The following is a 21,949-nucleotide window of genomic DNA, read 5'->3' as shown; positions in this document are numbered from 1 at the left end:
GCAACCTACCTTGTAAAAGGAGGTTGCTTTTTCATTGAAAAAACATATTTTAGGGATTAGCTTCGTGTTAGTCGCCACATTTATTTCCTTTATATCTGTATCTGTTGCAAAAGCCGAGGAATTTCATTGGGGCTTCAAGCCAAGCCGGAATGGCGCACCTGTAGAAATAGGAGAACCGCTTGAGTCTATGTTAAGTAAATACGGGGCCATTTATAAGGGCAATGAAGAAAAGAAAATTGTTTACTTAACATTCGATAACGGCTACGAAAACGGCTATACCGAAAGTATTTTAAATACTTTACGGGAAGAAAAAGCTCCAGCCACTTTCTTCTTGACCGGCCATTATTTAACGAGCGCGACCGATTTAGTAAAAACGATGGTTAAAGATGGCCATATTATCGGAAATCACTCATATGGACATCCAAATATGGCACGTTTGTCCGCAAATGAAATGAAGAAAGAATGGAAGCAGTTTGATGACAAATTAAACGAACTGACTGGCGTCAAACGGACTTATTATGCCCGACCGCCGGAAGGTATCTTTAATGAAGAAGTTCTGAAAGTCGGCAATGAAACGGGTTATCGCCATATGTTCTGGTCGATCGCTTTTAAAGACTGGCTGAAAGATGAACGACGCGGAGCAAAATATGCTTATGATGCATTGATGAACCAGCTTCATCCAGGTGCCATTATTTTAATGCATACAGTAGCGCAGGATAATGCTGAAGCGTTACCGCAATTTATTAAGGATGCTAAAGCACAAGGCTACACATTTGGCTCATTGGATGATCTGGTGCTTGAATACGAAAAAATTTCCCCGTATTAGAAAAGTAGCGTTCCTTTCTTTTCATTGTACTTTCCGCTATACTGTACTGATGAAGAAAAGGAAGTGACTCGCACTAAATTTTGGTGCGAGTCACTCTATTTAAAGGACGTGTAAACTTGAGTGAACTAAAAATGGAAGTCGGGCAAAAGTTCCCGTTAACGATAAAACGCCTTGGCATTAATGGTGAAGGTGTCGGTTTTTATAAACGCAATGTCGTATTCGTAAAAGGTGCGATTCCTGGAGAAGAAGTAACAGTAAAATTAACAAAAGTATCACCGAAATTTGCTGAAGCAGAAATTTTGGCAATACGTAAAGCAAGCGAATTCCGTCAAGAAGCACCTTGCCCTGTGTATTCTGAATGCGGTGGCTGTCAATTACAGCATATGACTTATGACGCGCAGTTAATGAATAAGCGTGATATCGTCGTACAAGCATTCGAAAAATACGCTAAAGAAATCGGACAAACAGCTGAAATCCGTCCAACGATCGGAATGGATAATCCGTGGCATTACCGCAACAAATCTCAGTTCCAAGTACGTAAAGAAGGCAAGCGTGTATATGCAGGTCTATTTGCTGAAGGAACAAATCAGCTTTTAAATATTAATGACTGTCTTGTACAGCACCCTGTAACTTCAAAAATTACAGTTGCTGCTCGTAAAATTTTACAAAAGCTAAATATCCCGATCTATGATGGGAAAACTTTAAACGGCTTAGTTCGTACAATTGTGGTTCGTACTGGTATGCGCTCTGGCGAAACACAAGTATGTCTTGTTACAACACGACGCGAACTTCCGCATAAAGAAGAATTGATTGAACGTATTAAAAAAATTGATCCTTCAATCGTTTCTATTACACAAAACGTCAACCGCGAGAAAACATCGTTAATATTTGGTCCAGACACTTATATTTTAGATGGTAAAGACGCGATTCATGAAAAATTGGGCGAATTTGCATTTGATTTATCAACTCGTGCATTTTTCCAGCTTAACCCTGAACAAACAGTACATTTATACAATGAAATTAAAAAAGCTGCGGCACTGACAGGAAAAGAAAATGTTGTCGATGCATACTGCGGTGTTGGTACTATCGGTATGTGGCTGGCAGAAGGTGCCCGTGAAGTGCGCGGTATGGATAATGTCGATGAAGCAATTGCTGATGCGAAGTACAATGCACGTACAAACGATAACCTGCAGCATGTACGTTTCTTCCCAGGCTCTGCAGATAAATGGTTGTTCCGCTGGTCAAAAGAAGATTACCGTCCAGATGTCATTTGTGTAGATCCGCCTCGTACAGGTTTAGAGCCAGGCTTTATTAGAACTGTTTTAAAAATCAAACCAAAGCGCTTCGTCTACACATCTTGTAACCCATCAACACTAGCGCGTGATTTAAAGGAATTATCAAAGGCTTACAACGTTGAATATATTCAACCAGTAGACATGTTCCCTCAAACAGCACAGGTTGAATGTGTTGTGAAACTGACTTTAAAAAAATAGTAAAATCTATCGCCTACACAAGAACTTTTGTGTAGGTTTTCTCTTTGGTAAAAACTTGCAAATAGACTCCAATTGACGCAATATTAAATTAAATATATTCTCGGAGGGATCTATTTGGGAAGAATCATTCATTTTGAAATTCATGTTGACGATATGGAACGCGCGAAAAATTTCTATCAAGCTGTTTTTGAATGGCGTTTTGAGGATTATAGTGAATATGCAGGCACGCCGTATTTTGGAGCCATTACTGGTGACGACCAATATCCAGGCATTAATGGTGCTTTAATGCAGCGGCAAGGCCCTTCTCCTGCAGAAGGACAAAGTGTCAATTCCGCAGTATGTACTTTAGGTGTAAGTGATTACGATGAAACCGAAGCGAAAATTTTAGCAAATGGCGGCAAAATAGCTTTGCCTAAATATGCGCTGCCAGGTATGGCTTGGCAAGGATATTTCATCGATACTGAAAATAATATTTTTGGTCTTCATCAACCAGACCCAGAAGCAAAATAATACGAAAGCGACGAACCTTTTATATAGGTTACGTCGCTTTTTTAAGAGAATCATTTTAACAGAACCTCCCCCACTTCTTTACTTTTCATGTAAAATAGAAATCGCCAGGAGGTATTAATATGAAAAACTTTCTATTTGTAGTGATCACTTTTATTATTTCTTATTGGGCGATTTCTTCTTTCGCAGGCTTCATCTTCCCAAGCAATGATGAAAATTCAGCTACTTCAGCAAGCTCACTTCAAGCTGCTGTGACATTTGGTGGTGTAAACTATTTAAATGTGTTCATCTACATAATTTTAGCAATGATTTTAACAGCGATAGTCTTTTTTTCAGTAAAAAGCAGACGTTCCAATTAAGAGAACGTCCGCTTTTTTATATAGCTAATTTTTTCGATTTGCCAAAAAAATGAATGACAACGGCTACTGTCAGAAGCATAAGCGAAATAACAAATAAAAACCCGTTACTCGGGAAAATTTCCAAATATAATCCACCTAAAAGTGGACCTGTCAAACTGCCTAAACTGAAGAATATACCACAAAGCAAGTTCCCTGTCGGCAACAGCTCTTTCGGAGTCAAATCGGTCATATATGTGATACCGAGCGAGAACATTGAACCTACACACATACCAGCAAAAAAGAATACTGCTGCTACAAACAATTCGGAATGCTCGAAGAAGTTACCTATTAAGAAAAATATGCTTCCGGCAAACAATCCTGAAACAATGACTTTGTGACGACCAATTTTATCGCCTAATGCACCAAGCGGAAATTGCATAACAATTGCACCGATCGAAAAGCCAGCCAAAATAACGGATACATAAGTTACATCAAAATCTTTTCGTAACGCATATACCGGGAATAAAGCATTTAAGGACGATTCTAAAAATCCATAAACAAAAGGCGGTAAAAAGGCAATCCAGCCGTACTTTATAGCGAGACTATAACGCTTGAAACCCGACTCATTCGCATCTCCTGCCAAAGCTTCCGGTTTTTCGTTTTTCACGAAAAAGATTAACGACCATGCTAATAAACATAATGCCGATGAAATAATAAACGGAAAGCTTTCCGAAATTTTAATTAACGGGACAAACAATGGGCCGACAGCAAAGCCTACACCAAAAGATATGCCGTATATTGACATGCTTTTACCTAGTTTATGTGTAGCTGTTGTTGAAGTAATCCAAGTTTGTGTTGAAAAATGCAGTGCATGATCCCCGATGCCAATTAACAGACGAAGAATAAACCAAAACATGACACTTTTCCATAATGGAAATAAAAACAATGAGATGAAAACGAGTGCCCCACCTAATAAAATAATAGGTTTATAACCATATTTACGTAATGGCTGCTCGATAAATGGCGAGATCAATAATGTACCTATGTATAAACCTGTTGCATTCAAACCATTGAGCGTTGAGGAAACGCCATCCCCTTCAAAAATTACTGAAATCAGAGGTAAAAGCATTCCTTGTGAAAATCCTGAAATTGATACAATAATAACTAAAATAGTAAATCTGCGCTGTTCATAACTCATTTCAATATTCTCCCTTATTTCATACAATCATCGTATCACAGCTTTTGGGAGAAATAAAAATAAAAATAAACTCAAAAACCCCAGCTAACTTTATCTCTAAAAGTTAACTAGGGTTTTAAATATCACTATATTCCATTTCAATGTTGCGTAAACAGTCGTATCGGCAATTAGCCGTAAATGTTTAAACTTCCTCCTTTTCTCGAGTTTGTCTATACATGTTTTTTCCGACCATCTCCTTCTTATTTAGGTATGAGTTTACTTTATCATAACACTTCATTAATGTAAATATTCAAAATTAATAGAATGTTAAAATAATTAACAAGTACTATACAATTTCCTATTTTTTAAAGTTAATTTAATAGGTTAGTCCGATATATACTATAAGTTGTTGTTTAACTTTTAGAAAATAGCGTAGTATAATATGAATAAGTCAATACAAAAGGAGCATCATACATTATGAAGCCAATTACAAACAAAGAACAACAAGTAACATATTTAAAAGAACGCCTGGAAATTTTCCTTGAAGTGCTTGATGCAATCGATCCTGAAACGACGGAAATTGAAGATATTGATCGCTTAATTCAAATGATGGATGATTTAGAAGAAAAAATGGATCAATTCCAATCCCGCAAAGATAAATAGAAAATTCAGCAATACCTGTACACTGGGTATTGCTTTTTTCATTCTTTTGACTAGTTCTGCTATTATTCGCCGTTTTTTCATTTAATCTGACAAACATTCATGTAAGCGCTCTTTTTTTTCTACATTAAAAGAGTTATAATGTAAGATGGTTTATTAAGAAAGACATAACATTCATTTCTTCGTGAAAGTTTTGTTCTAACTTATATCAATTTTATTGATCAAAATACACATATTTTTCTGGGGGGAAAAATAAGATGGCATACTTAGAAACTTTAGAAAAAAGTCTTTATTCTTTAGTAACTGAAACATCTACTAACTTACCAAAAGACGTCCGTCGTGCTATTAAAGCTGCAAAAGAAGCAGAAAATGCTGGTACACGTGCAGCGATGTCTTTAGACACAATCACTACAAATATTGTAATGGCAGAAGATAATGTATCTCCAATTTGTCAAGATACGGGTCTACCAACATTTAAAGTATATACTCCGGTTGGCGTAAACCAAATCGAAATTAAAAAAGCAATCCACACTGCAATTGCTGCAGCTACTGGTGATGCTAAATTACGCCCGAATTCAGTTGATTCATTGACTGGTAAAAACTCTGGAACAAACATTGGTGCTGGCCTTCCAGTAGTGAAGTTTGAGCAATGGGAAAATGACTATATTACAGTGAAGCTTATTTTAAAAGGCGGCGGCTGTGAAAACAAAAATATCCAATATTCTTTACCTACAGAATTAGAAGGTTTAGGCCGCGCTGGTCGTGACTTAGACGGTATCCGTAAATGTATTTTACACTCTGTATGGCAAGCACAAGGACAAGGCTGTTCTGCTGGTTTCATCGGTGTTGGTATCGGTGGTGACCGCTCTTCAGGTTATGATCTTGCAAAAGAGCAATTATTCCGTCACGTTGATGACGTGAATCCAATCGAAGACTTAGCAAAACTAGAAAAGTATATTGTAGAAAAATCAAATACATTCGGTGTTGGTACAATGGGCTTCGGCGGTGAAGCGACATTACTAGGTTGTAAAATCGGCGTAATGGACCGTTTACCAGCTTCATTCTTCGTATCTGTAGCATACAACTGTTGGGCTTACCGTCGTATGGCAATCGATATCGATCCGGCGACTGGCGAAATCACAAACTGGCACTACCAAGAAGGTGAAAAAATCACTTTCCGTGATGAAGAAAAACAAGAAAACTCGGACAACAAAGTAGTTGAATTGGTTGCACCGATTACTGAAGAAAAAATTCGTTCACTTAAAGTTGGGGACGTAGTAAAAATTTCTGGCCGTATGTACACAGGTCGTGACGCAATCCACCACCACTTAATCGGTGAAGGTGTAGAAGCGCCAGTAGATTTAGATGGTCAAATTATTTACCACTGTGGTCCGGTAATGGCGAAAGACGAAGCAGGCAACTGGGTCGTAAAAGCTGCTGGTCCAACAACTTCAATTCGTGAGGAGCCATACCAAGGCGACATCATGAAAAAATTCGGTATCCGTGCTGTAATGGGTAAAGGCGGTATGGGACCAAAAACTCTTAAAGCTTTAGCAGAACACGGTGGCGTTTACTTAAATGCAATCGGTGGTGCAGCTCAGTACTACGCAGACTGCATTAAATCAGTTGACGGTGTAGACTTAATGGAATTCGGCATTCCAGAAGCAATGTGGCACTTAACTGTAAAAGACTTTACTGCAGTAGTAACGATGGACTCTCATGGTAACTCATTACATGCTGATGTAGAGAAATCTTCTTTAGATAAACTAGCATTGCATGCAGAGCGCGTATTCTAATAGTTATGAAAAACGACTTCTTCCTAAATGGTTGAAGTCGTTTTTTATTTCTGTATTTTAAATTACATATAATTCTAACTATTCCTTTTATCGGTATGCTATACTATTTTATTATATAAGGTATAGGTGGTGTTATATGCTCTATATTAAGATATTGATTAATGCATTATTTATAGCTGCCCAAATACACGTGAGTACTAAATATCAGTATAGACGCAGCTTTCTTGTTGCCCTTTCGTATACAATTTATGTGATTATTATTCTCCCTTACGTAACCCTCGAGTATATATACCTATATCTTTCATTAATGCTTTGGCTATTTTTCAGCGCAAGCTTTTTTATGCGGGATCGATTGTTTGGTTAAAAAAAGCAGCACAGAATTTGTCTGTGCTGCTTTTAAATATTATTGAACTAATTGTGTATCGGCTGGTTCATTGTAAACTGTTGTATCGAGCTCTTTTGTTGCACGGCTTGATACGACACCTGAAACCATTGACCCGCTTACATTAAGTGCTGTACGACCCATGTCGATTAAAGGTTCTACCGAAATTAAAACACCTGCTAACGCAATCGGTAAATCCATTGCAGATAAGACGATAATGGCTGCGAATGTCGCACCACCACCTACACCTGCCACACCAAATGAACTAATCGCCACAATTAAAATTAATGTTGCGATAAAGCCAGGTGTTAACGGATCAATACCTACTGTCGGTGCAATCATTACTGCCAACATTGCCGGATAAACACCCGCACAACCATTTTGCCCAATTGAAAGACCAAACGAGGCAGCAAAGTTGGCAATTCCATCAGGAACACCAAGACGCTTTGTCTGTGTTTGAATATTTAACGGTAATGCCCCTGCACTTGAACGTGAAGTAAATGCAAACAGCAGTACTTCAGCTGTTTTTTTCAAATAAGTTAATGGACTTAAACCTGTTAATGCCACAATGATTAAATGCAGAATGAACATAGCGATCAATGCAACATAAGAAGCTAGGATGAATTTACCTAAATCCATAATCGCCCCTAAATCACTCGTTGCAACGGTACGTGCCATAATGGCAGCTACACCATATGGAGTTAAACGTAAAATAATACGTACAACACCCATGATTAAACCGTAAAGTGCATCGACACCTTTTTTAACATTTGCCGCCGTTTCTTCTTCTTTTCGACGGAGTGTTAAATAACTAAATCCTAAAAATGCCGCGAATATTACAACCCCGATTGTTGATGTTGCACGAGATCCTGTTAAATCCGCAAATGGATTTGCAGGAAACATTGATAAAATCTGTTCAGGTAAAGGTGTCACTTCTGCCGAACGTTCAACCAATGATTCACCGCGTGCAATTTCAGCCTCACCTTGCATAATTTGAGATGCATCTAAGTCAAATAACACTGTTGATGCAATACCTAAACCAGCTGCAACGGCAGTTGTGCCGATTAATACTGATAAAATAACTGCTGCTGACTTACCTAAGTTTTTACCAAACGTTACTTTTGTAAATGCAGCTAATATCGAGATGAATACTAAAGGCATTGCAATCATCTGCAGTAACTTTACATAGCCGGTTCCGACGATGTTATACCATGGAACAGTTTCATTAATGGCATCTGCCCCTGCCCCATAGGCAAATTGTAAACCTACCCCAAGTAAAATACCTAATCCTAAGGCAATAAAAACACGATTTGAAAACTTAACATGCTTCGCTTTAAGGAAATATAAAAAAGCAATGACGATTAACAGCAAAGCAATATTAAGCAATACGTAGAAATTCAAAGTAAACTCCTCCAATTTAATAAATATACTCCATTATATTACTCTATAATCCTTATAAGTCAAGTTGGCATTATTTTTTTTAATTCTCTATTGTATGTTATTTACAAAATAAGTTACCTATATTATAATAATTCTAAATAAGAAATTATTATAATCTAATTGAAACCCATTATCAGTCCCTATTAATATTAATAATCATTATCAAGGAGGTATTTATGAATAATTCTAATCGAGAAAACTTATCATTAAATGAGAAAATCTTAGAACACAAAGAATTAATTGCTGCTTTAGTATCCGGCTTTATCATTTTGCTCGCGTGGCGAATGGAATCAACAGAGCAAACGACAGCTGCTGTAATAGCATATTTAACAGCATTTTTTATCGGTGGCTATGCAAAAGCAAAAGAAGGCATTGAAGATACTATTGAAGATAAGTCTTTAAATGTAGAAATTCTAATGATTATCGCTGCCATTGGTTCTGCCATTATCGGTTACTGGATGGAAGGTGCTATATTAATCTTTATATTTGCCTTAAGCGGCGCACTTGAAACATATGCAATGAATAAAAACAATCGTGAAATCTCTTCATTAATGGAACTGCAGCCAGAGGAAGCATGGCTTGTACGAGGCGGATTTGAACCGATTAAAGTTTCCGTAAAAGATTTGAAGGTAAACGATCATATATTAGTAAAACCAGGTGAACGTATTCCGGCAGATGGCGAAATTTATAAAGGTATTTCAACAGTTGATGAGGCAGCGATTACCGGTGAATCAATGCCGATTACTAAAAATGTAGGGAATGAAGTTTTTGCCGGTACAGTAAATTTAAACAGTGTGTTAACTGTAAAAGTAACGAAGCCTAGTTCCGAAACATTGTTCCAAAAAATCATTACACTTGTTCAATCTGCACAAAGCGAAAAATCACCTTCCCAACAGTTTATTGAACGCTTTGAAAGTGTGTATGTAAAAGCAGTATTATTGGCCGTAGCACTCATGATGTTTTTACCGCACTATTTATTAGACTGGGATTGGACGACAACTCTTTACCGCGCAATGGTATTACTTGTTGTTGCTTCTCCTTGTGCATTAGTTGCTTCTATTATGCCGGCTACCCTTTCAGCGATTTCCAATGGTGCGAGAAACGGGATACTTGTTAAAGGCGGTGTGCATTTAGAAAATTTAAGCTCGATCCGCGTATTGGCAGTAGATAAGACTGGTACATTAACACAAGGAACACCTGTTGTGACAGATTTTATTGTTCGTGATGATTTAGACAAACAGCAGACGTTAGCTTTAATAGCAGGGATTGAAGGACAGTCAAACCACCCCCTTGCACAGGCGATTAACGCATTCGCAAAAGAGCAGGGTGTCATCAACGAGCAAAATATTACCATAGAAGATATTCCTGGTTACGGAATGAAAGCGCAGTTTAATGAACAATCCTATATAATCGGAAAACCTGACTTTGTTGGAGCAAAATTGGCAAAACAATTTGCTGGTGGAGCACTCGAACAATTAGCGAATGAAGGTAAAACAGTTGTCTTCCTGAAAGATCATCAAGGCATTGCAGCACTAATCGCCCTTAAAGATGTCGTTCGGGAAGAGGCAAAAAAAGCGGTAGCTGCACTGCAAGAGCTAGGTATTAATGTAGCTATGCTGACTGGTGACAATGAAACAACTGCAAAAGCGATTGCAAAAGAAGCTGGTGTTACGACTTATGTGGCGGAGTGCTTGCCGGAAACGAAGGTCGAGCATATTAAGCAATACGAAAAAACATCCGGCCATGTCGGCATGGTTGGCGATGGTATTAATGATGCCCCTGCCCTTGCTACTGCCTCCGTCGGTATTGCAATGGGCGGCGGTACAGATGTCGCACTAGAGACAGCGGATGTCATTTTAATGAAAAACGACTTATCTAAAATCGCCCATGCCGTTAAGCTTTCGCGAAAGATGCAGCGTATCGTAAAACAGAACATTATTTTTTCATTAACGGTTATTGCACTGCTGATCATTTCGAACTTTTTCCAAGCAATCAGCCTTCCTTTAGGCGTTATTGGTCATGAAGGCAGTACGATTTTAGTTATTTTAAATGGATTACGAATGCTGAGTAAAAATGTTTAATCCAACAATAAAAAGGTGCATCCCCTTAGCAGGATGCACCTTTTTGCTTCTCTATTAAACTAGTACAAACCATAAAGCCATTGTTACGATAATTGTTGTTAAACCCATCAGCAATGTTGCCATCGTTTGCGCTTTATATGCATCTGTAACTTTCATTCCGCTGTATTGAGTAATTACCCAGAAGAAACTATCGTTTACATGACTAACTGTCATAGATCCTGCACCAATTGCCATAACGACTAATGCTAACGGCACTGCCCCTTCGATTCCTAAAGTTGGTAGCATCGGTGCGATTAAAGAAGATGTAATAACTAATGCTGCAGTTGATGAACCTTGCGCTGTTTTTAGAGCAGCGGCAATTAAAAACGGAATTAATAAAAATAATGCGCCTGTTGCTAATGCACCTAAATCCATTTCCTGAAGTTTATCACCGACACCTGTATTTTTAATAACCGTACCAAATGCGCCACCAGCACCTGTGATTAATAAAATTGGCGCTGCTTCTTTTAAAGCTTCACCGATCCAGTTGGATAATGTTTCTTCACTCAGTTCAGGCAATAGTAAAAATGCAGCAAATACCCCTAGTATTAGTGCGACTGTCGGTGAACCGAGGAATCTGAAGAATGTATTAACTCCCGCTTCCGGGTCACCTACTAATGCAGCGACAGAACCTGCCCCGATCAATACAATCGGCAATACAATCGGTAAGAATGACTTGAATGTAGAAGGCATTTTACCAAAAGACTTAATAATTTCATCGTAATCCAGTGCCGGTTCATCATCTGCCTCAACTCGAATTTTTGATGCCACTTTCGTTGCCCAAATATAACCTACGATTGTCGCTGGAATAGCAACGATTAATCCTATTAAAATGATTGTGCCTAAATAATCTGCTGCACCAATATTTCCAGCAGCCGCAATCGGTCCTGGTGTAGGCGGTACGAGTACGTGAGTTGCATATAAACCCGTAGCTAAAGCAACTGCCATTGAAGCAATTGTTACGCCTGCACGTTTAGCCAGCGCTTTCTTTAAACTCGTTAAAATAATATAGCCTGAATCGCAAAATACCGGAATGGATACAATGTAGCCAATGATGGACATTGCTAATTGCGGTCGTTTCGGTCCAATTACCCGTAATACGACTTCAGCCATACGATATGCAGCACCGGATTTTTCTAATATAATTCCAATAATTGTACCTGCTACGATGACGATACCGATACTCGTCATCAGTCCTCCAAAACCTGTGTTAATACTCTCTACAACTGTTAGTAAAGGCATACCTGCTGCAATACCAACAAAGAATGAACTAATTAATAATGCAAGAAACGGATGCAGCTTTAGTTTTGCCGTTGCAAAGACAATGAACAACACACCAATCAGAATAATTAGAAACAACACTTCTTCCCCACTCCTTTATATTAGTCTTTTTATTAAATCCATAACCTTTTGATCCAGATAAAAGCTTGGATTATTCAATGATTGCTCCACTGAAATTTCCTCACTAACAATGCTTTCAACCTGATGAAAATAGGTTTTTAGCATATGAGAATTTTCGATTATTCCTGAAAGCAAAATGGTAGGAACACCTTGTTCTTTAGCCAGCTTAGCAACCCCTATTGGAGCTTTTCCAGAAAGTGTTTGTTCATCCGATTTCCCTTCACCTGTTATAACAAAATCCGCGTGTTCCAGATGATTTGAAAATTGCACTGCTTCCAGCACAATATCTACACCAGGCTTAAATTGGTGAGGAAAAAATGCCATAAATGCAGAGCCTATTCCGCCCGCTGCACCAGCTCCTGCACAATGACGGACTTTTACATTTTGCTGTGATTCAATTATAGAAATATAATGTTTTAAATTTTGATCAAATATATTAATATCATGCTGATTTACTCCTTTTTGCGGCCCAAATACAGCTGTAGCTCCATTCGAACCTATTAACGGGTTATCTACATCACAGGCAATCATAAATGTACTTTCAGAAATTCGTGAATCAAAATTAGACAAATCGATTTTTTTAAGTGCATTAAATTGGTATACGTCGTTTAAAATTTCATTACCATCTTTGTCTATGAATTTCATTCCAAGTGCCCTTAGCATCCCTTGGCCACCGTCATTTGTAGCGCTTCCCCCGATACCGATAATAAAGTGACGGTAACCTGAATCCATTGCATGTTGTATTAATTGACCCGTTCCATATGTTGTCGCAAAACGGGGGTTTTTTTCTTCTTCATTTATAAGTGTTAACCCTGACGCCTGAGCCATTTCTATCACACAAGTTTTCCCATCGCCCAGTACTCCATATTTTGCTTCAATCCGCTTCCCTAAAGGGTTTTGAACCGACGCTGTCAAATACTTTCCTTTTGTAGCTTTGACTAATGCATCAAGTGTTCCTTCGCCGCCATCTGCAATCGGTAAACAAATTGTTTCAATCTTATTGTCCACCTTTTTAATTGCTTCCTTTATAACTGATGTAACCTCTCCGGAAGTCAATGATCCTTTAAAGGAATCCGGGCTTATAATAATCTTCATATGATTCCTCCCTCACGTGAATAAAGCGCTTACAAAGATTATAGTGTTAAAATTCTGAATTTACTTTATACTTGGTGTATAATTTTTTTATAAATATTATTTTATTTTTGTACGAGGTGTATAAATTGTTAACATTAAGGATGGCAAATGAAATTGTAGAACAAACAATGTTACGGTTAAAGCGTAATATAAATGTAATGAACATTGACGGTGTTATATTAGCTTCCGGTGATAAGGAGCGGGTGGAAATGTTTCATGAAGGTGCAAAATATGTGGCGGAAACAAAAAAAACACTCATAATATCAGATGACAATATACATGAATTTCCCCAAACAAAGCATGGGATTAATTTGCCGATCTTTTTTCAGGAGGAAATCGTTTGTATTATTGGAATTACCGGTGTGGTCGATGAGGAGCTGCTAAATATTTCTTCATTAGTTCAATTAACAGCAGAAGTATTAGTGCATCAGGCTCTTATTGAATCTAAAAGTGAATGGCAGCGGAAAATGAGTGTACATATTTTTGAGGAACTAATTAGTGGCACTTCTATAAATCGGTTTGTAAAAGAACGGATAAATAAACTGGCCATACCCTTTATTGCCCCCTATTGCATCATATTATTAAAGGCCGAACAAAAGACTGGTTCCCATCGGACACTTATACAATATATCGATGATTTCTTTTATAACAAACCCGTTATCTTTGGACACTTTCAGCTAGATGAATACTTTATTTTAACTACAGAATTGAATCAAACAACTTTAACAAAAATAGTGGAAGCATTTAATACTTATATAAAAAGCAAATTCAGTATTAAAATTGCTGTCGGTGAACATGTTGAAAATCTTGAACAGTTACCGCATTCCTATAAAACAGCGCAGTTAGCTTTAAAGCATCATCATACCGTCTCGAAAGTAATCTACCATCAGGAAGTTGAAGTATTCACCTTATTTAATCCAGAGGTAGCCCATCACTACAGTATAAAAACATTGAACCAACTGGATGATAAATTAATTGCTACATTGCAATGCTTTTTTAATAATAACAAGTCAGCTTCAGCGACTGCCGACGAATTGGAAATACACCGACATACGTTAGCTTACCGGCTTTCACAAATTAGAGAGCAAACCGAATTAAATCCTACTGAATTTCATGATGCGTTAAAACTGCAAATCGCACTATGGTATCGTGAAGGATTAAACCAATAAAAAAGTGCCATTTCCATAAAACGAAATGGCACTTTCCGTATACAATTTCCAACTAAAAAACAGGGGATTTAGCTTGCTTTTTACTTTCTTTAGCAAGCTGCCTTTTTTGGAATGATGCATTAAGCAAGCCGCCTAATATGATGATCATTCCTGTGAAATATAGCCAAAGCATTAAAATAATGACCCCACCAATACTTCCGTATGTCGAACTGTAATTTCCGAAATTGTTAATATAAAATGAGAATCCGTAAGTTAATACAAGCCAGCCCAAAGTCGCAAACACAGCTCCTGGAATAACACTAAACATCGTTAATCGCGGATCGGTATTCGGAACGATCCAATACATGACTGATATTACGATAAAAATAAGTGCCGGTGGTGTAATCCAGCGAATGAAATTCCAAATACTCGCAAATGATTCCTCTACACCTAAATAGCCGAAAACGATATTACCGATCTGCTGACCAAAAACCGGGAATAACAGGGCTATTAAAATAACTGCTACTAACGCAATCGTAAAAACAAGTGACCATAAACGGTTTAAAAAACCTGCTCTACCTTCTACATCATAGGCACGGTTTAATGCTTTCATCAGTGCATCTACACCTCTTGAGGCAGACCAGAGCGTACCAATAATACCGATTGAAAGCAAACCACCGTTTTGATTGTTCAAAACATCAGTTAGTGTAGTTTCAATCAGTCCATATACTTCTTCAGGCATAACATCACTTAAAAAATCGAATATTTGCCCTTGTTCCAAATTTAAATACGGTAAAAGCGTTACCATAAAAATAAGCATAGGGAAAAATGATAACAGGAAAAAGTAGGCCAACTGTGCCCCCATGCCTGACATGTCCACATTTTTAATTCGATAAATTAAGTCTTGGATGAACCCTTTCGTAGTCAATATATTTATTTGGCTGCGCTCCGGTGAAAAATATGATTTAACAAGAGAAATCTTTTCTTTTAGTTCTTCCTTTTCTTCCATGCCACCACCACCTGTTCACATTATGTTGATTCAGTGGATATCATGGACATCCGGTTACCCGATTTGATCATCCTTTTTCGAGAAAGCCTGAATCGTTTCTGAAACCATACTTTGAATTGTAGCAGGTAACTCTTTAATATCATTTTGATTTTGCATAATTGATTGGACACCATTATTTACTGTCCCATACAAAGATTGCGCTTGTTCCATTTTTGTTTCTACCAATGCCATTAATTCATCCCGATTTTCAGCATAGTATGCTACTGTATCTTTTGCTTTCTTTGCTGTTTCAACAGTATGATCTCGAGTTTGTTTATCCATCATACTAATTGCTGCACCAGTTACTGCTCCAATTGCTATAAAAGGCAATAGTTTACTTTTCATTATTTTTTCTCCTCCTATATATGCTTTCGTATTCCCTTAATAATTTTTCATAAAACTTATCTATTTGTATTTTAACGAATGTTCGATATTATTAAAAGTATTCAGTAAACTTTAACCTGTTGACAAGATGATGGTTGCATGAAATGATATTTTTGTAAACATTGAAAGGTAGGGCACACAAATTATGGACTTATCAAATCCGTCGCAGCAAAATGTCATCTATATGATCGAGCAAATTAAAGAAAAACTTCGTATGGTAAATGTTGATGCTATGCAGTCTTCTGCATTTGATGAAGAAAAATACGAAGACCTGCAATATTTATATGAAATGGTTATGAAACGCGATTCATTTAGCCCAAGTGAAATGAATGCCATCGTAGCTGAACTAGGCGCCCTTCGTAAATAATATCAAATGTGTAATGTGAAAAAGAAGCTCATCGATTATTCGACAAGCTTCTTTTTTTATTCCCTATTCCCCAGGAAATATTAATTATTTATTTAATTCGACAGCGATTTTTGCACCTACACGGGCATTATGTTTAACAAGGGCAATATTGGCATCCAGTGATTTACCTTCTGTCAGCTCTTTCACTTTACCTAATAAGAATGGCGTTACATTTTTGCCTGCGATGCCTTGTTCTTTCGCTTCATTTAATGCATTGTCAATAATTCCGTCAATAACACTTGATTCCATAGCATCTTCTACTGGGATCGGATTAGCGATTAATGCACCGCCACGTAAACCTAAATCCCACTTAGCACGTAGAATTGCAGCAGTTTCTTCTGCAGAATCAACGCGGATATTTACATCGAATTCACTTTCACGTGCATAGAATGCAGGCAATTTATCTGTTCCGTAACCAATTACCGGTACACCTTTAGTTTCAAGGTATTCCAATGTTAAGCCGATGTCTAAAATTGATTTGGCACCTGCACATACTACAGCCACATTTGTCATTGCCAGCTCTTCCAAGTCTGCAGAAATATCCATTGTAGTTTCAGCGCCACGGTGAACCCCACCAATACCGCCTGTTACGAATAATTCGATACCAGCAAGCTCAGCACAGATCATTGTTGCCGCTACAGTAGTTGCACCGATTTTCTTTGTTGCAAGTAAATAGCCAATATCACGACGGCTTGTTTTTGCTACACCTTGAGCATTACCGAACATTTCTAATTCTTCATCAGATAAACCGATTTTAATTTTCCCATCGATTAATGCGATTGTTGCCGGTACTGCACCGCCATCACGTATAATTTGTTCCACTTCACGAGCTGTTTGTACATTTTGAGGATATGGCATACCGTGTGAAATAATTGTTGATTCCAACGCTACGATTGGTAAGCCTTTCTCTTTAGCTTCTAATACCTCTTGTGAATATGATAAATATTGTTTCATTATAAATTCCTCCATTCAAGTAAGTTATCTTTTGTTAAATCTTCACGTACTGTTTTATCCGATTGCAATGTTTTCGATGCATTTACCAACCCGAGCTGGATTGCTTCTTCAAGCTCTTCATCGTTTAATACACCATGTAAAAATGCACTGACAAAAGCATCTCCGGCACCTGTAACATCTACTATATTTCTAGTTGCAATGGCTTTGTAGTGTACTATATTACCTTCGTTCCCCACCATTACTCCATGTTCGCCAAGAGTGAGCACAACATGCTCCGCTCCTTTTTGCAACAACATGTTAACAGCCTTTTCATATTGGCTATATGTTTCCAGCTTCACATTTAAATAGCTTTCCGCTTCATCTCGATTACAAATAAAGTAACGGATACCGTGCAGATCCTGCGACATATTTTTCATCTTAGGTGAAGAAACAGGGATAACCGCCAATGCGATATTACGCTCTATTGCGAAATTCCTAATATATTCTACTGTTTCTAATGGGCTGTTTAAGTCAATGACAATACAGCTGGCATTTTGTAATATTGCTTCGTGCTTTTTTAAAACACTCGGCAACAACTGATCATAAATCGCCATATTTGCCATCGATATTACCAGTTCACCCATATTATCAAGTACTGCTGTATAAGAACCTGTATTATAATCGTTTAATTTCTCTACTAAATCCACATTCATCATACTCTTACAATTTTGTTCAATAAATGCACTATCATGATCTTCACCCATTACAGTAATTAAGGAAACACGGTTGCCTAACCGCCCTAAGTTTTCAGCGATATTGCGGGCAACACCGCCTACCGATTCTGTAACAGAAGCAGGATTGGAAGTCCCTAATTGGACATTTTGCTCAATAGTGAATTTACGATCGATATTGGCACCACCAATTGCAATGATTTGATTTTTCTCTGGCAAAACATACGCACGTCCTAAAATTTCCCCTCTTTTTATAAGCGATGAAATCATATTAGCAAGCGCTGGCCTGGACATTCCCAGTTGTTCTGCCATTTCCTGTTGTGATAAGTAGGGATTCTTCTTTATTAATTGGAAAATCAATTTTTCCTTTTCATTCAACTTTATCACCTCTAATCAAACATTTGTTTATAATTATAAACTTTTGTTTATTAAATGTCAAATTAATATTAAATTTTTCGTCTTGCGTAGTATGGAAGTACTTTCTTCTTTTATGAGCTGTGACATAATAAAAAAGCTGTTCAGAAGGTTTCCCTTCCAAACAGCTTTCTTGCTATTCTACTATTACATCGCCATTTTCTGCTATACGTGGCTGTACGAGCACTTCAACACGGCGGTTTTTGGCTCTGCCTTCTTGAGTATCATTCGTAGCTATCGGCTGGAATTCTCCGAAACCTTTTACACTGAAGTATTTGGAATCAAGTTGTTCATTTCCCGAAACGATTTCTTTCATGAAGTTTACTGCACGCATTACAGACAGATCCCAGTTGGAATCAAATTCAGGTGTTTTAATCGGTACATTATCTGTATGACCAGTGATGACAATATTACGCGGTGGATCAAACATTAATAATTGAGCAAGCTCGTCAGCAATTGTTGCATATTCCGCTTTCACATCTGCTCGTCCCATATCGAATAAAATACTGTCCCGGATGGTAATTAATAATCCCTCTTCTGTCATTTTCGTTTCAAACTGGTCTTCCAGCTCATTAATCGCAATAAACTCGTCCACACGGTTTTGCGTTTCATGTAGGCGTTGCTGATCTTCCATATATTTAGAGATACCTGTTGGTGTAGAGTTATCCGGTGTTTGTATGATAGATGAGTTGTCCATTACACCTGTGCCACCGGTAAAAATATTATTAAATACTGCAGACATTTGCTCCAATTTTTTCTCATCCACTGAGCTTGATGCAAATAGTACAATAAATAACGCTAATAATAACGTTAATATATCTGCATAAGGTACTAACCAGGACTCGTCAATATGCTCCTCATGCTTTTTATGTCTTTTACGCTTCTTTGCCAAGGCCACCCGCCCCGCTTTCGGTAATTTGCTTACGTTCTTCCATCGTTAAGTATGAAGCCAGCTTCTGCTCGATTACACGAGGCGCTTCACCTTCAAGTACGGATAAAATCCCTTCAATCATCATTAGCTTTTGCTTAACTTCTACAGCAGATTTGCGTTTTAGCTTGTTGGCAAATGGATGCCATAAAACGTAACCAGTGAAGATACCCAATAACGTTGCAACAAAGGCCGCTGAGATGGCATGTCCTAATTTATCAATATCGGTCATGTCCTTTAATGCGGCAATAAGACCTACTACAGCACCTAATACTCCAAGTGTCGGTGCATATGTACCTGCTTGCGAGAAAATGCCTGCACCACTTGCATGGCGATCTTCCAGCGCTTCAACTTCCTCTGTTAATACATCGCGAATATAGTCTGCGTTTTGACCATCAATCGCTAATGTTAAACCATTTTTTAAAAACGGATCTTCAATTTCAGCTGCTTTGCTTTCTAATGCCAATAGTCCTTCACGACGAGCCAAATCTGCCCATTGTGAAAACATTTTAATCAAGTCGATATCACTTGCGAGTTTTGTTTCTGAAAATAAAATTTTAAAAAGCTTTGGAACCCTTTTTAGTTCCTTCATCGGGAAAGCGATTGTAACTGCAGCAATCGTACCGAAAATAATAATTAAAATCGCAGCAGGGTTTATTAACACTTCCGGTGTAACGCCTTTTAAGAACATCCCGACTAACAGGGCGATAAAGGCGATGATAACCCCAACAACTGATGATATATCCATATATAGTACCTCCAAATTACGATGTCTTTTCTTTATTTCGGTATATTTAAATTTTTATTAACTTCCTTTACACTAGTTATAAGAAGATTTTTTTGTTTTTGACACATTATTGTTCTTTTCTAAGCTTGAATATGACTATTAATGCGTTGGGAATTAACTAATTCTTAAGATAATTATTGGAGGAATGAATCAATGAATTCTATGTTCGAAGCAAATTTAACGAAATACGCAGAACTGGCAGTAAAAATCGGGGTTAATATTCAACCAAATCAATATTTGTATATTGCAGCTTCTATCGAATCGGCACCTTTTGTACAAGTAGTGACAAAAATCGCTTATGAAGTTGGCGCTAAACAAGTTTTTGTAGATTATACAGATGATCAAATTACACGTACTCGTTATGAGTTGGCATCTGAAGATTCTTTCGATTTCTTCCCGCCATGGAAAGTACAGGAGCGTGAATGGCTTGCTGAAGAAGGAGCGGCATTTATGAGCATCGTATCTCAAAGTCCGGATTTACTGTCGGGGATTGATTCAAAACGAATTGCAGCATTCCAGAAGGCTTCAGGCACTGCATTAAACAAGTACCGTCAATATGTTCAGTCGGATAAAATTAGCTGGACTGTTATTGCAGCTCCATCAAAACAATGGGCTCGCAAAGTATTCCCGGATTTACCGGAAGAAAAGCAGGTAGATGCATTATGGGATGCCATCTTTAAAGCGACACGTGCGGATTTGGATAACCCGGTAGAAGCTTGGGCACAGCATAATGACAACTTGCATGAAAAAGTTGATTACTTAAACAATAAAAATTATGCGAAATTGCATTATACAGCACCTGGGACGGACTTGACGATCGAGCTTCCTAAAGGACATTTATGGTGTGGAGCAGGCAGCGTCAATGAAAAAGGCGAAGAGTTCATGGCAAATATGCCGACTGAAGAAGTTTTCACAGTACCGCATAAAGATGGTGTAAACGGGTATGTATCTAGTACAAAACCATTAAGCTATGGCGGTAATATTATCGATAACTTCAAACTCACATTTGAAAATGGGCGCATTGTTAAAGTAGAGGCCGAGCAAGGTGAAGAAGTGTTAAAAAATCTAGTTGCTACAGATGAGGGCTCACATTATTTAGGGGAAGTGGCACTTGTTCCATTCCATTCTCCAATTTCACAGTCGAATATTTTATTTTACAATACATTATTCGATGAAAATGCATCAAACCATTTGGCAATCGGCAGCGCCTATGCATTTTGTATCGAAGGCGGAAAGTCAATGTCTCGTGATGAGTTAAAAGCTAACGGTTTAAACGAAAGTATTACACATGTCGACTTCATGATCGGCTCTGAACAGATGAATATTGACGGAATTACAGCAGATGGACAAGCTGAAGCCGTTTTCCGTAATGGGAATTGGGCATTTTAACAGCTGTATCGCATCCTTCTTTTACAGATAAATAAAATTTCAAGATGTCGCCATATTTACATTTTTTTCTACATTAACTAACTAAATTACCCTACAATGTTCCAATTTATTAGGTTATAATTGGTTAATGATTGTTATCACTAAAATAGAGAGGAGTTTTTATAATGTTTGATCACCATTATCCGTTCTTATCTGACTTTTATACGATAGTGTTAGGATTTACGGTAATACTTCTTGTATTCTTATTTATGTTTATTATGTACTTACGTATTGGTTTACAATCACACGACTCTGTTATAGTAGATTCAAAGGCAAACGCATTTGCGCCAAACGAAAAATCATTGGATGGCCACCATCATCATTAAAGTTTTTTACAACCACTCATAGGGTGGTTGTTTTTTGTGGGTAGCGGATTTTTGCTATACTTCTCTCTATTTAGTAGAAATTTAACTTTATTAATGCGCATTTGTTTGAATTATCTAAAAAATATTTTAAAATATAATAGAA

The 21,949-nt window shown here is 37.6% G+C and carries 21 protein-coding genes; 11 read left to right on the top strand and 10 right to left on the bottom strand.

Annotated elements, in window-relative coordinates:
* Window positions 1-34 precede the first annotated feature (34 nt).
* The 4 genes from ACQKN3_RS16145 to ACQKN3_RS16130 all read left to right on the top strand — a co-directional run bounded on the left by ACQKN3_RS16145 (window position 35) and on the right by ACQKN3_RS16130 (window position 3,185).
* A complete protein-coding gene (locus ACQKN3_RS16145; RefSeq protein WP_251690681.1) occupies window positions 35-826 on the top strand; it encodes a polysaccharide deacetylase family protein in 792 nt (263 codons plus the stop codon).
* 131 nt (window positions 827-957) lie between these two features.
* Entirely contained in the window at window positions 958-2,319 is a 1,362-nt protein-coding gene (gene rlmD, locus ACQKN3_RS16140; protein WP_251690829.1) for a 23S rRNA (uracil(1939)-C(5))-methyltransferase RlmD, read from the top strand.
* Window positions 2,320-2,433: 114 nt separating this feature from the next.
* A complete protein-coding gene (locus tag ACQKN3_RS16135; protein ID WP_427713257.1) occupies window positions 2,434-2,829 on the top strand; it encodes a VOC family protein in 396 nt (131 codons plus the stop codon).
* Window positions 2,830-2,948: 119 nt separating this feature from the next.
* Window positions 2,949-3,185, top strand: a complete 237-nt coding sequence (locus ACQKN3_RS16130; RefSeq protein WP_251690683.1) for a carboxypeptidase — start codon at window positions 2,949-2,951, stop codon at window positions 3,183-3,185.
* A gap of 16 nt (window positions 3,186-3,201) precedes the next feature.
* On the opposite strand, the gene ACQKN3_RS16125 is transcribed toward ACQKN3_RS16130, so the two are convergent.
* A complete protein-coding gene (locus ACQKN3_RS16125) occupies window positions 3,202-4,362 on the bottom strand; it encodes an MFS transporter (RefSeq protein ID WP_427713254.1) in 1,161 nt (386 codons plus the stop codon).
* A gap of 456 nt (window positions 4,363-4,818) precedes the next feature.
* Here ACQKN3_RS16125 and ACQKN3_RS16120 point away from each other — a divergent pair, with 456 nt between their 5' ends.
* Together ACQKN3_RS16120 and ACQKN3_RS16115 are read left to right on the top strand one after the other, a co-directional pair.
* Window positions 4,819-5,004 carry an SE1561 family protein gene (locus ACQKN3_RS16120; protein ID WP_427713251.1) on the top strand — a complete coding sequence of 62 codons (186 nt, stop codon included), beginning with the start codon at window positions 4,819-4,821 and terminating at the stop codon, window positions 5,002-5,004.
* Between the two features lie 254 nt (window positions 5,005-5,258).
* Window positions 5,259-6,797, top strand: coding sequence for a fumarate hydratase (locus tag ACQKN3_RS16115; RefSeq protein ID WP_251690685.1), 1,539 nt, complete (start codon window positions 5,259-5,261; stop codon window positions 6,795-6,797).
* Between the two features lie 403 nt (window positions 6,798-7,200).
* Here ACQKN3_RS16115 and ACQKN3_RS16110 read toward each other — a convergent pair whose 3' ends face one another.
* Window positions 7,201-8,580, bottom strand: a complete 1,380-nt coding sequence (locus ACQKN3_RS16110) for an L-cystine transporter (protein WP_251690686.1) — start codon at window positions 8,578-8,580, stop codon at window positions 7,201-7,203.
* A 215-nt stretch (window positions 8,581-8,795) separates the two neighbouring features.
* On the opposite strand from ACQKN3_RS16110, the gene ACQKN3_RS16105 reads away from it, so the two are divergent.
* On the top strand, window positions 8,796-10,700 hold the full coding sequence (locus ACQKN3_RS16105; RefSeq protein WP_427713247.1) for a heavy metal translocating P-type ATPase: 1,905 nt from the start codon (window positions 8,796-8,798) through the stop codon (window positions 10,698-10,700).
* Window positions 10,701-10,754: 54 nt separating this feature from the next.
* Here ACQKN3_RS16105 and ACQKN3_RS16100 read toward each other — a convergent pair whose 3' ends face one another.
* Together ACQKN3_RS16100 and ACQKN3_RS16095 are read right to left on the bottom strand one after the other, a co-directional pair.
* Window positions 10,755-12,101 (bottom strand): GntP family permease, encoded by a 1,347-nt coding sequence (locus ACQKN3_RS16100; protein WP_427713245.1) that lies wholly within the window; start codon window positions 12,099-12,101, stop codon window positions 10,755-10,757.
* Window positions 12,102-12,116: 15 nt separating this feature from the next.
* A complete protein-coding gene (locus ACQKN3_RS16095) occupies window positions 12,117-13,235 on the bottom strand; it encodes a glycerate kinase (RefSeq protein ID WP_427713243.1) in 1,119 nt (372 codons plus the stop codon).
* A gap of 125 nt (window positions 13,236-13,360) precedes the next feature.
* On the opposite strand from ACQKN3_RS16095, the gene ACQKN3_RS16090 reads away from it, so the two are divergent.
* Complete coding sequence (locus ACQKN3_RS16090; RefSeq protein ID WP_427713240.1) at window positions 13,361-14,443, top strand: CdaR family transcriptional regulator; 1,083 nt, start codon at window positions 13,361-13,363, stop codon at window positions 14,441-14,443.
* A gap of 52 nt (window positions 14,444-14,495) precedes the next feature.
* Here ACQKN3_RS16090 and ACQKN3_RS16085 read toward each other — a convergent pair whose 3' ends face one another.
* Both ACQKN3_RS16085 and ACQKN3_RS16080 read right to left on the bottom strand, forming a co-directional pair.
* Window positions 14,496-15,431 (bottom strand): YihY/virulence factor BrkB family protein, encoded by a 936-nt coding sequence (locus ACQKN3_RS16085; protein WP_251690690.1) that lies wholly within the window; start codon window positions 15,429-15,431, stop codon window positions 14,496-14,498.
* A 54-nt stretch (window positions 15,432-15,485) separates the two neighbouring features.
* Window positions 15,486-15,815, bottom strand: a complete 330-nt coding sequence (locus ACQKN3_RS16080; protein ID WP_427713237.1) for a YtxH domain-containing protein — start codon at window positions 15,813-15,815, stop codon at window positions 15,486-15,488.
* Between the two features lie 184 nt (window positions 15,816-15,999).
* Here ACQKN3_RS16080 and ACQKN3_RS16075 point away from each other — a divergent pair, with 184 nt between their 5' ends.
* The gene (locus tag ACQKN3_RS16075) at window positions 16,000-16,221 is read left to right on the top strand and encodes a DUF1128 domain-containing protein (protein WP_008405695.1); all 222 of its coding nucleotides are present in this window, start codon (window positions 16,000-16,002) and stop codon (window positions 16,219-16,221) included.
* 84 nt (window positions 16,222-16,305) lie between these two features.
* Here ACQKN3_RS16075 and ACQKN3_RS16070 read toward each other — a convergent pair whose 3' ends face one another.
* From ACQKN3_RS16070 to motA, 4 genes are all read right to left on the bottom strand, one after another.
* Window positions 16,306-17,214 carry a pseudouridine-5'-phosphate glycosidase gene (locus ACQKN3_RS16070; protein WP_008405693.1) on the bottom strand — a complete coding sequence of 303 codons (909 nt, stop codon included), beginning with the start codon at window positions 17,212-17,214 and terminating at the stop codon, window positions 16,306-16,308.
* On the bottom strand, window positions 17,214-18,302 hold the full coding sequence (locus tag ACQKN3_RS16065; protein WP_427713234.1) for a carbohydrate kinase: 1,089 nt from the start codon (window positions 18,300-18,302) through the stop codon (window positions 17,214-17,216). Before ACQKN3_RS16065 ends, ACQKN3_RS16070 begins: the two co-directional genes overlap by 1 nt.
* A gap of 172 nt (window positions 18,303-18,474) precedes the next feature.
* On the bottom strand, window positions 18,475-19,230 hold the full coding sequence (gene motB / locus ACQKN3_RS16060) for a flagellar motor protein MotB (RefSeq protein ID WP_008405690.1): 756 nt from the start codon (window positions 19,228-19,230) through the stop codon (window positions 18,475-18,477).
* Window positions 19,214-20,014 (bottom strand): flagellar motor stator protein MotA, encoded by an 801-nt coding sequence (motA, locus tag ACQKN3_RS16055; protein WP_251690693.1) that lies wholly within the window; start codon window positions 20,012-20,014, stop codon window positions 19,214-19,216. The genes motB and motA overlap by 17 nt, the downstream gene beginning before the upstream one ends.
* A gap of 192 nt (window positions 20,015-20,206) precedes the next feature.
* Between motA and ACQKN3_RS16050 the strand changes: the two genes are divergently transcribed.
* Window positions 20,207-21,442, top strand: a complete 1,236-nt coding sequence (locus tag ACQKN3_RS16050) for an aminopeptidase (protein ID WP_427713230.1) — start codon at window positions 20,207-20,209, stop codon at window positions 21,440-21,442.
* Between the two features lie 164 nt (window positions 21,443-21,606).
* A complete protein-coding gene (locus ACQKN3_RS16045) occupies window positions 21,607-21,807 on the top strand; it encodes a hypothetical protein (protein WP_251690695.1) in 201 nt (66 codons plus the stop codon).
* The last annotated feature ends 142 nt before the right edge of the window (window positions 21,808-21,949 follow it).

The organism is Solibacillus sp. NPDC093137 (assembly GCF_050280445.1).
In the GTDB taxonomy this organism is placed as follows: Bacteria; Bacillota; Bacilli; order Bacillales_A; family Planococcaceae; genus Solibacillus; species Solibacillus isronensis_B.
Note: the sequence above shows the minus strand (reverse complement) of the source record. Positions and strands in the feature narration are given on the sequence as shown.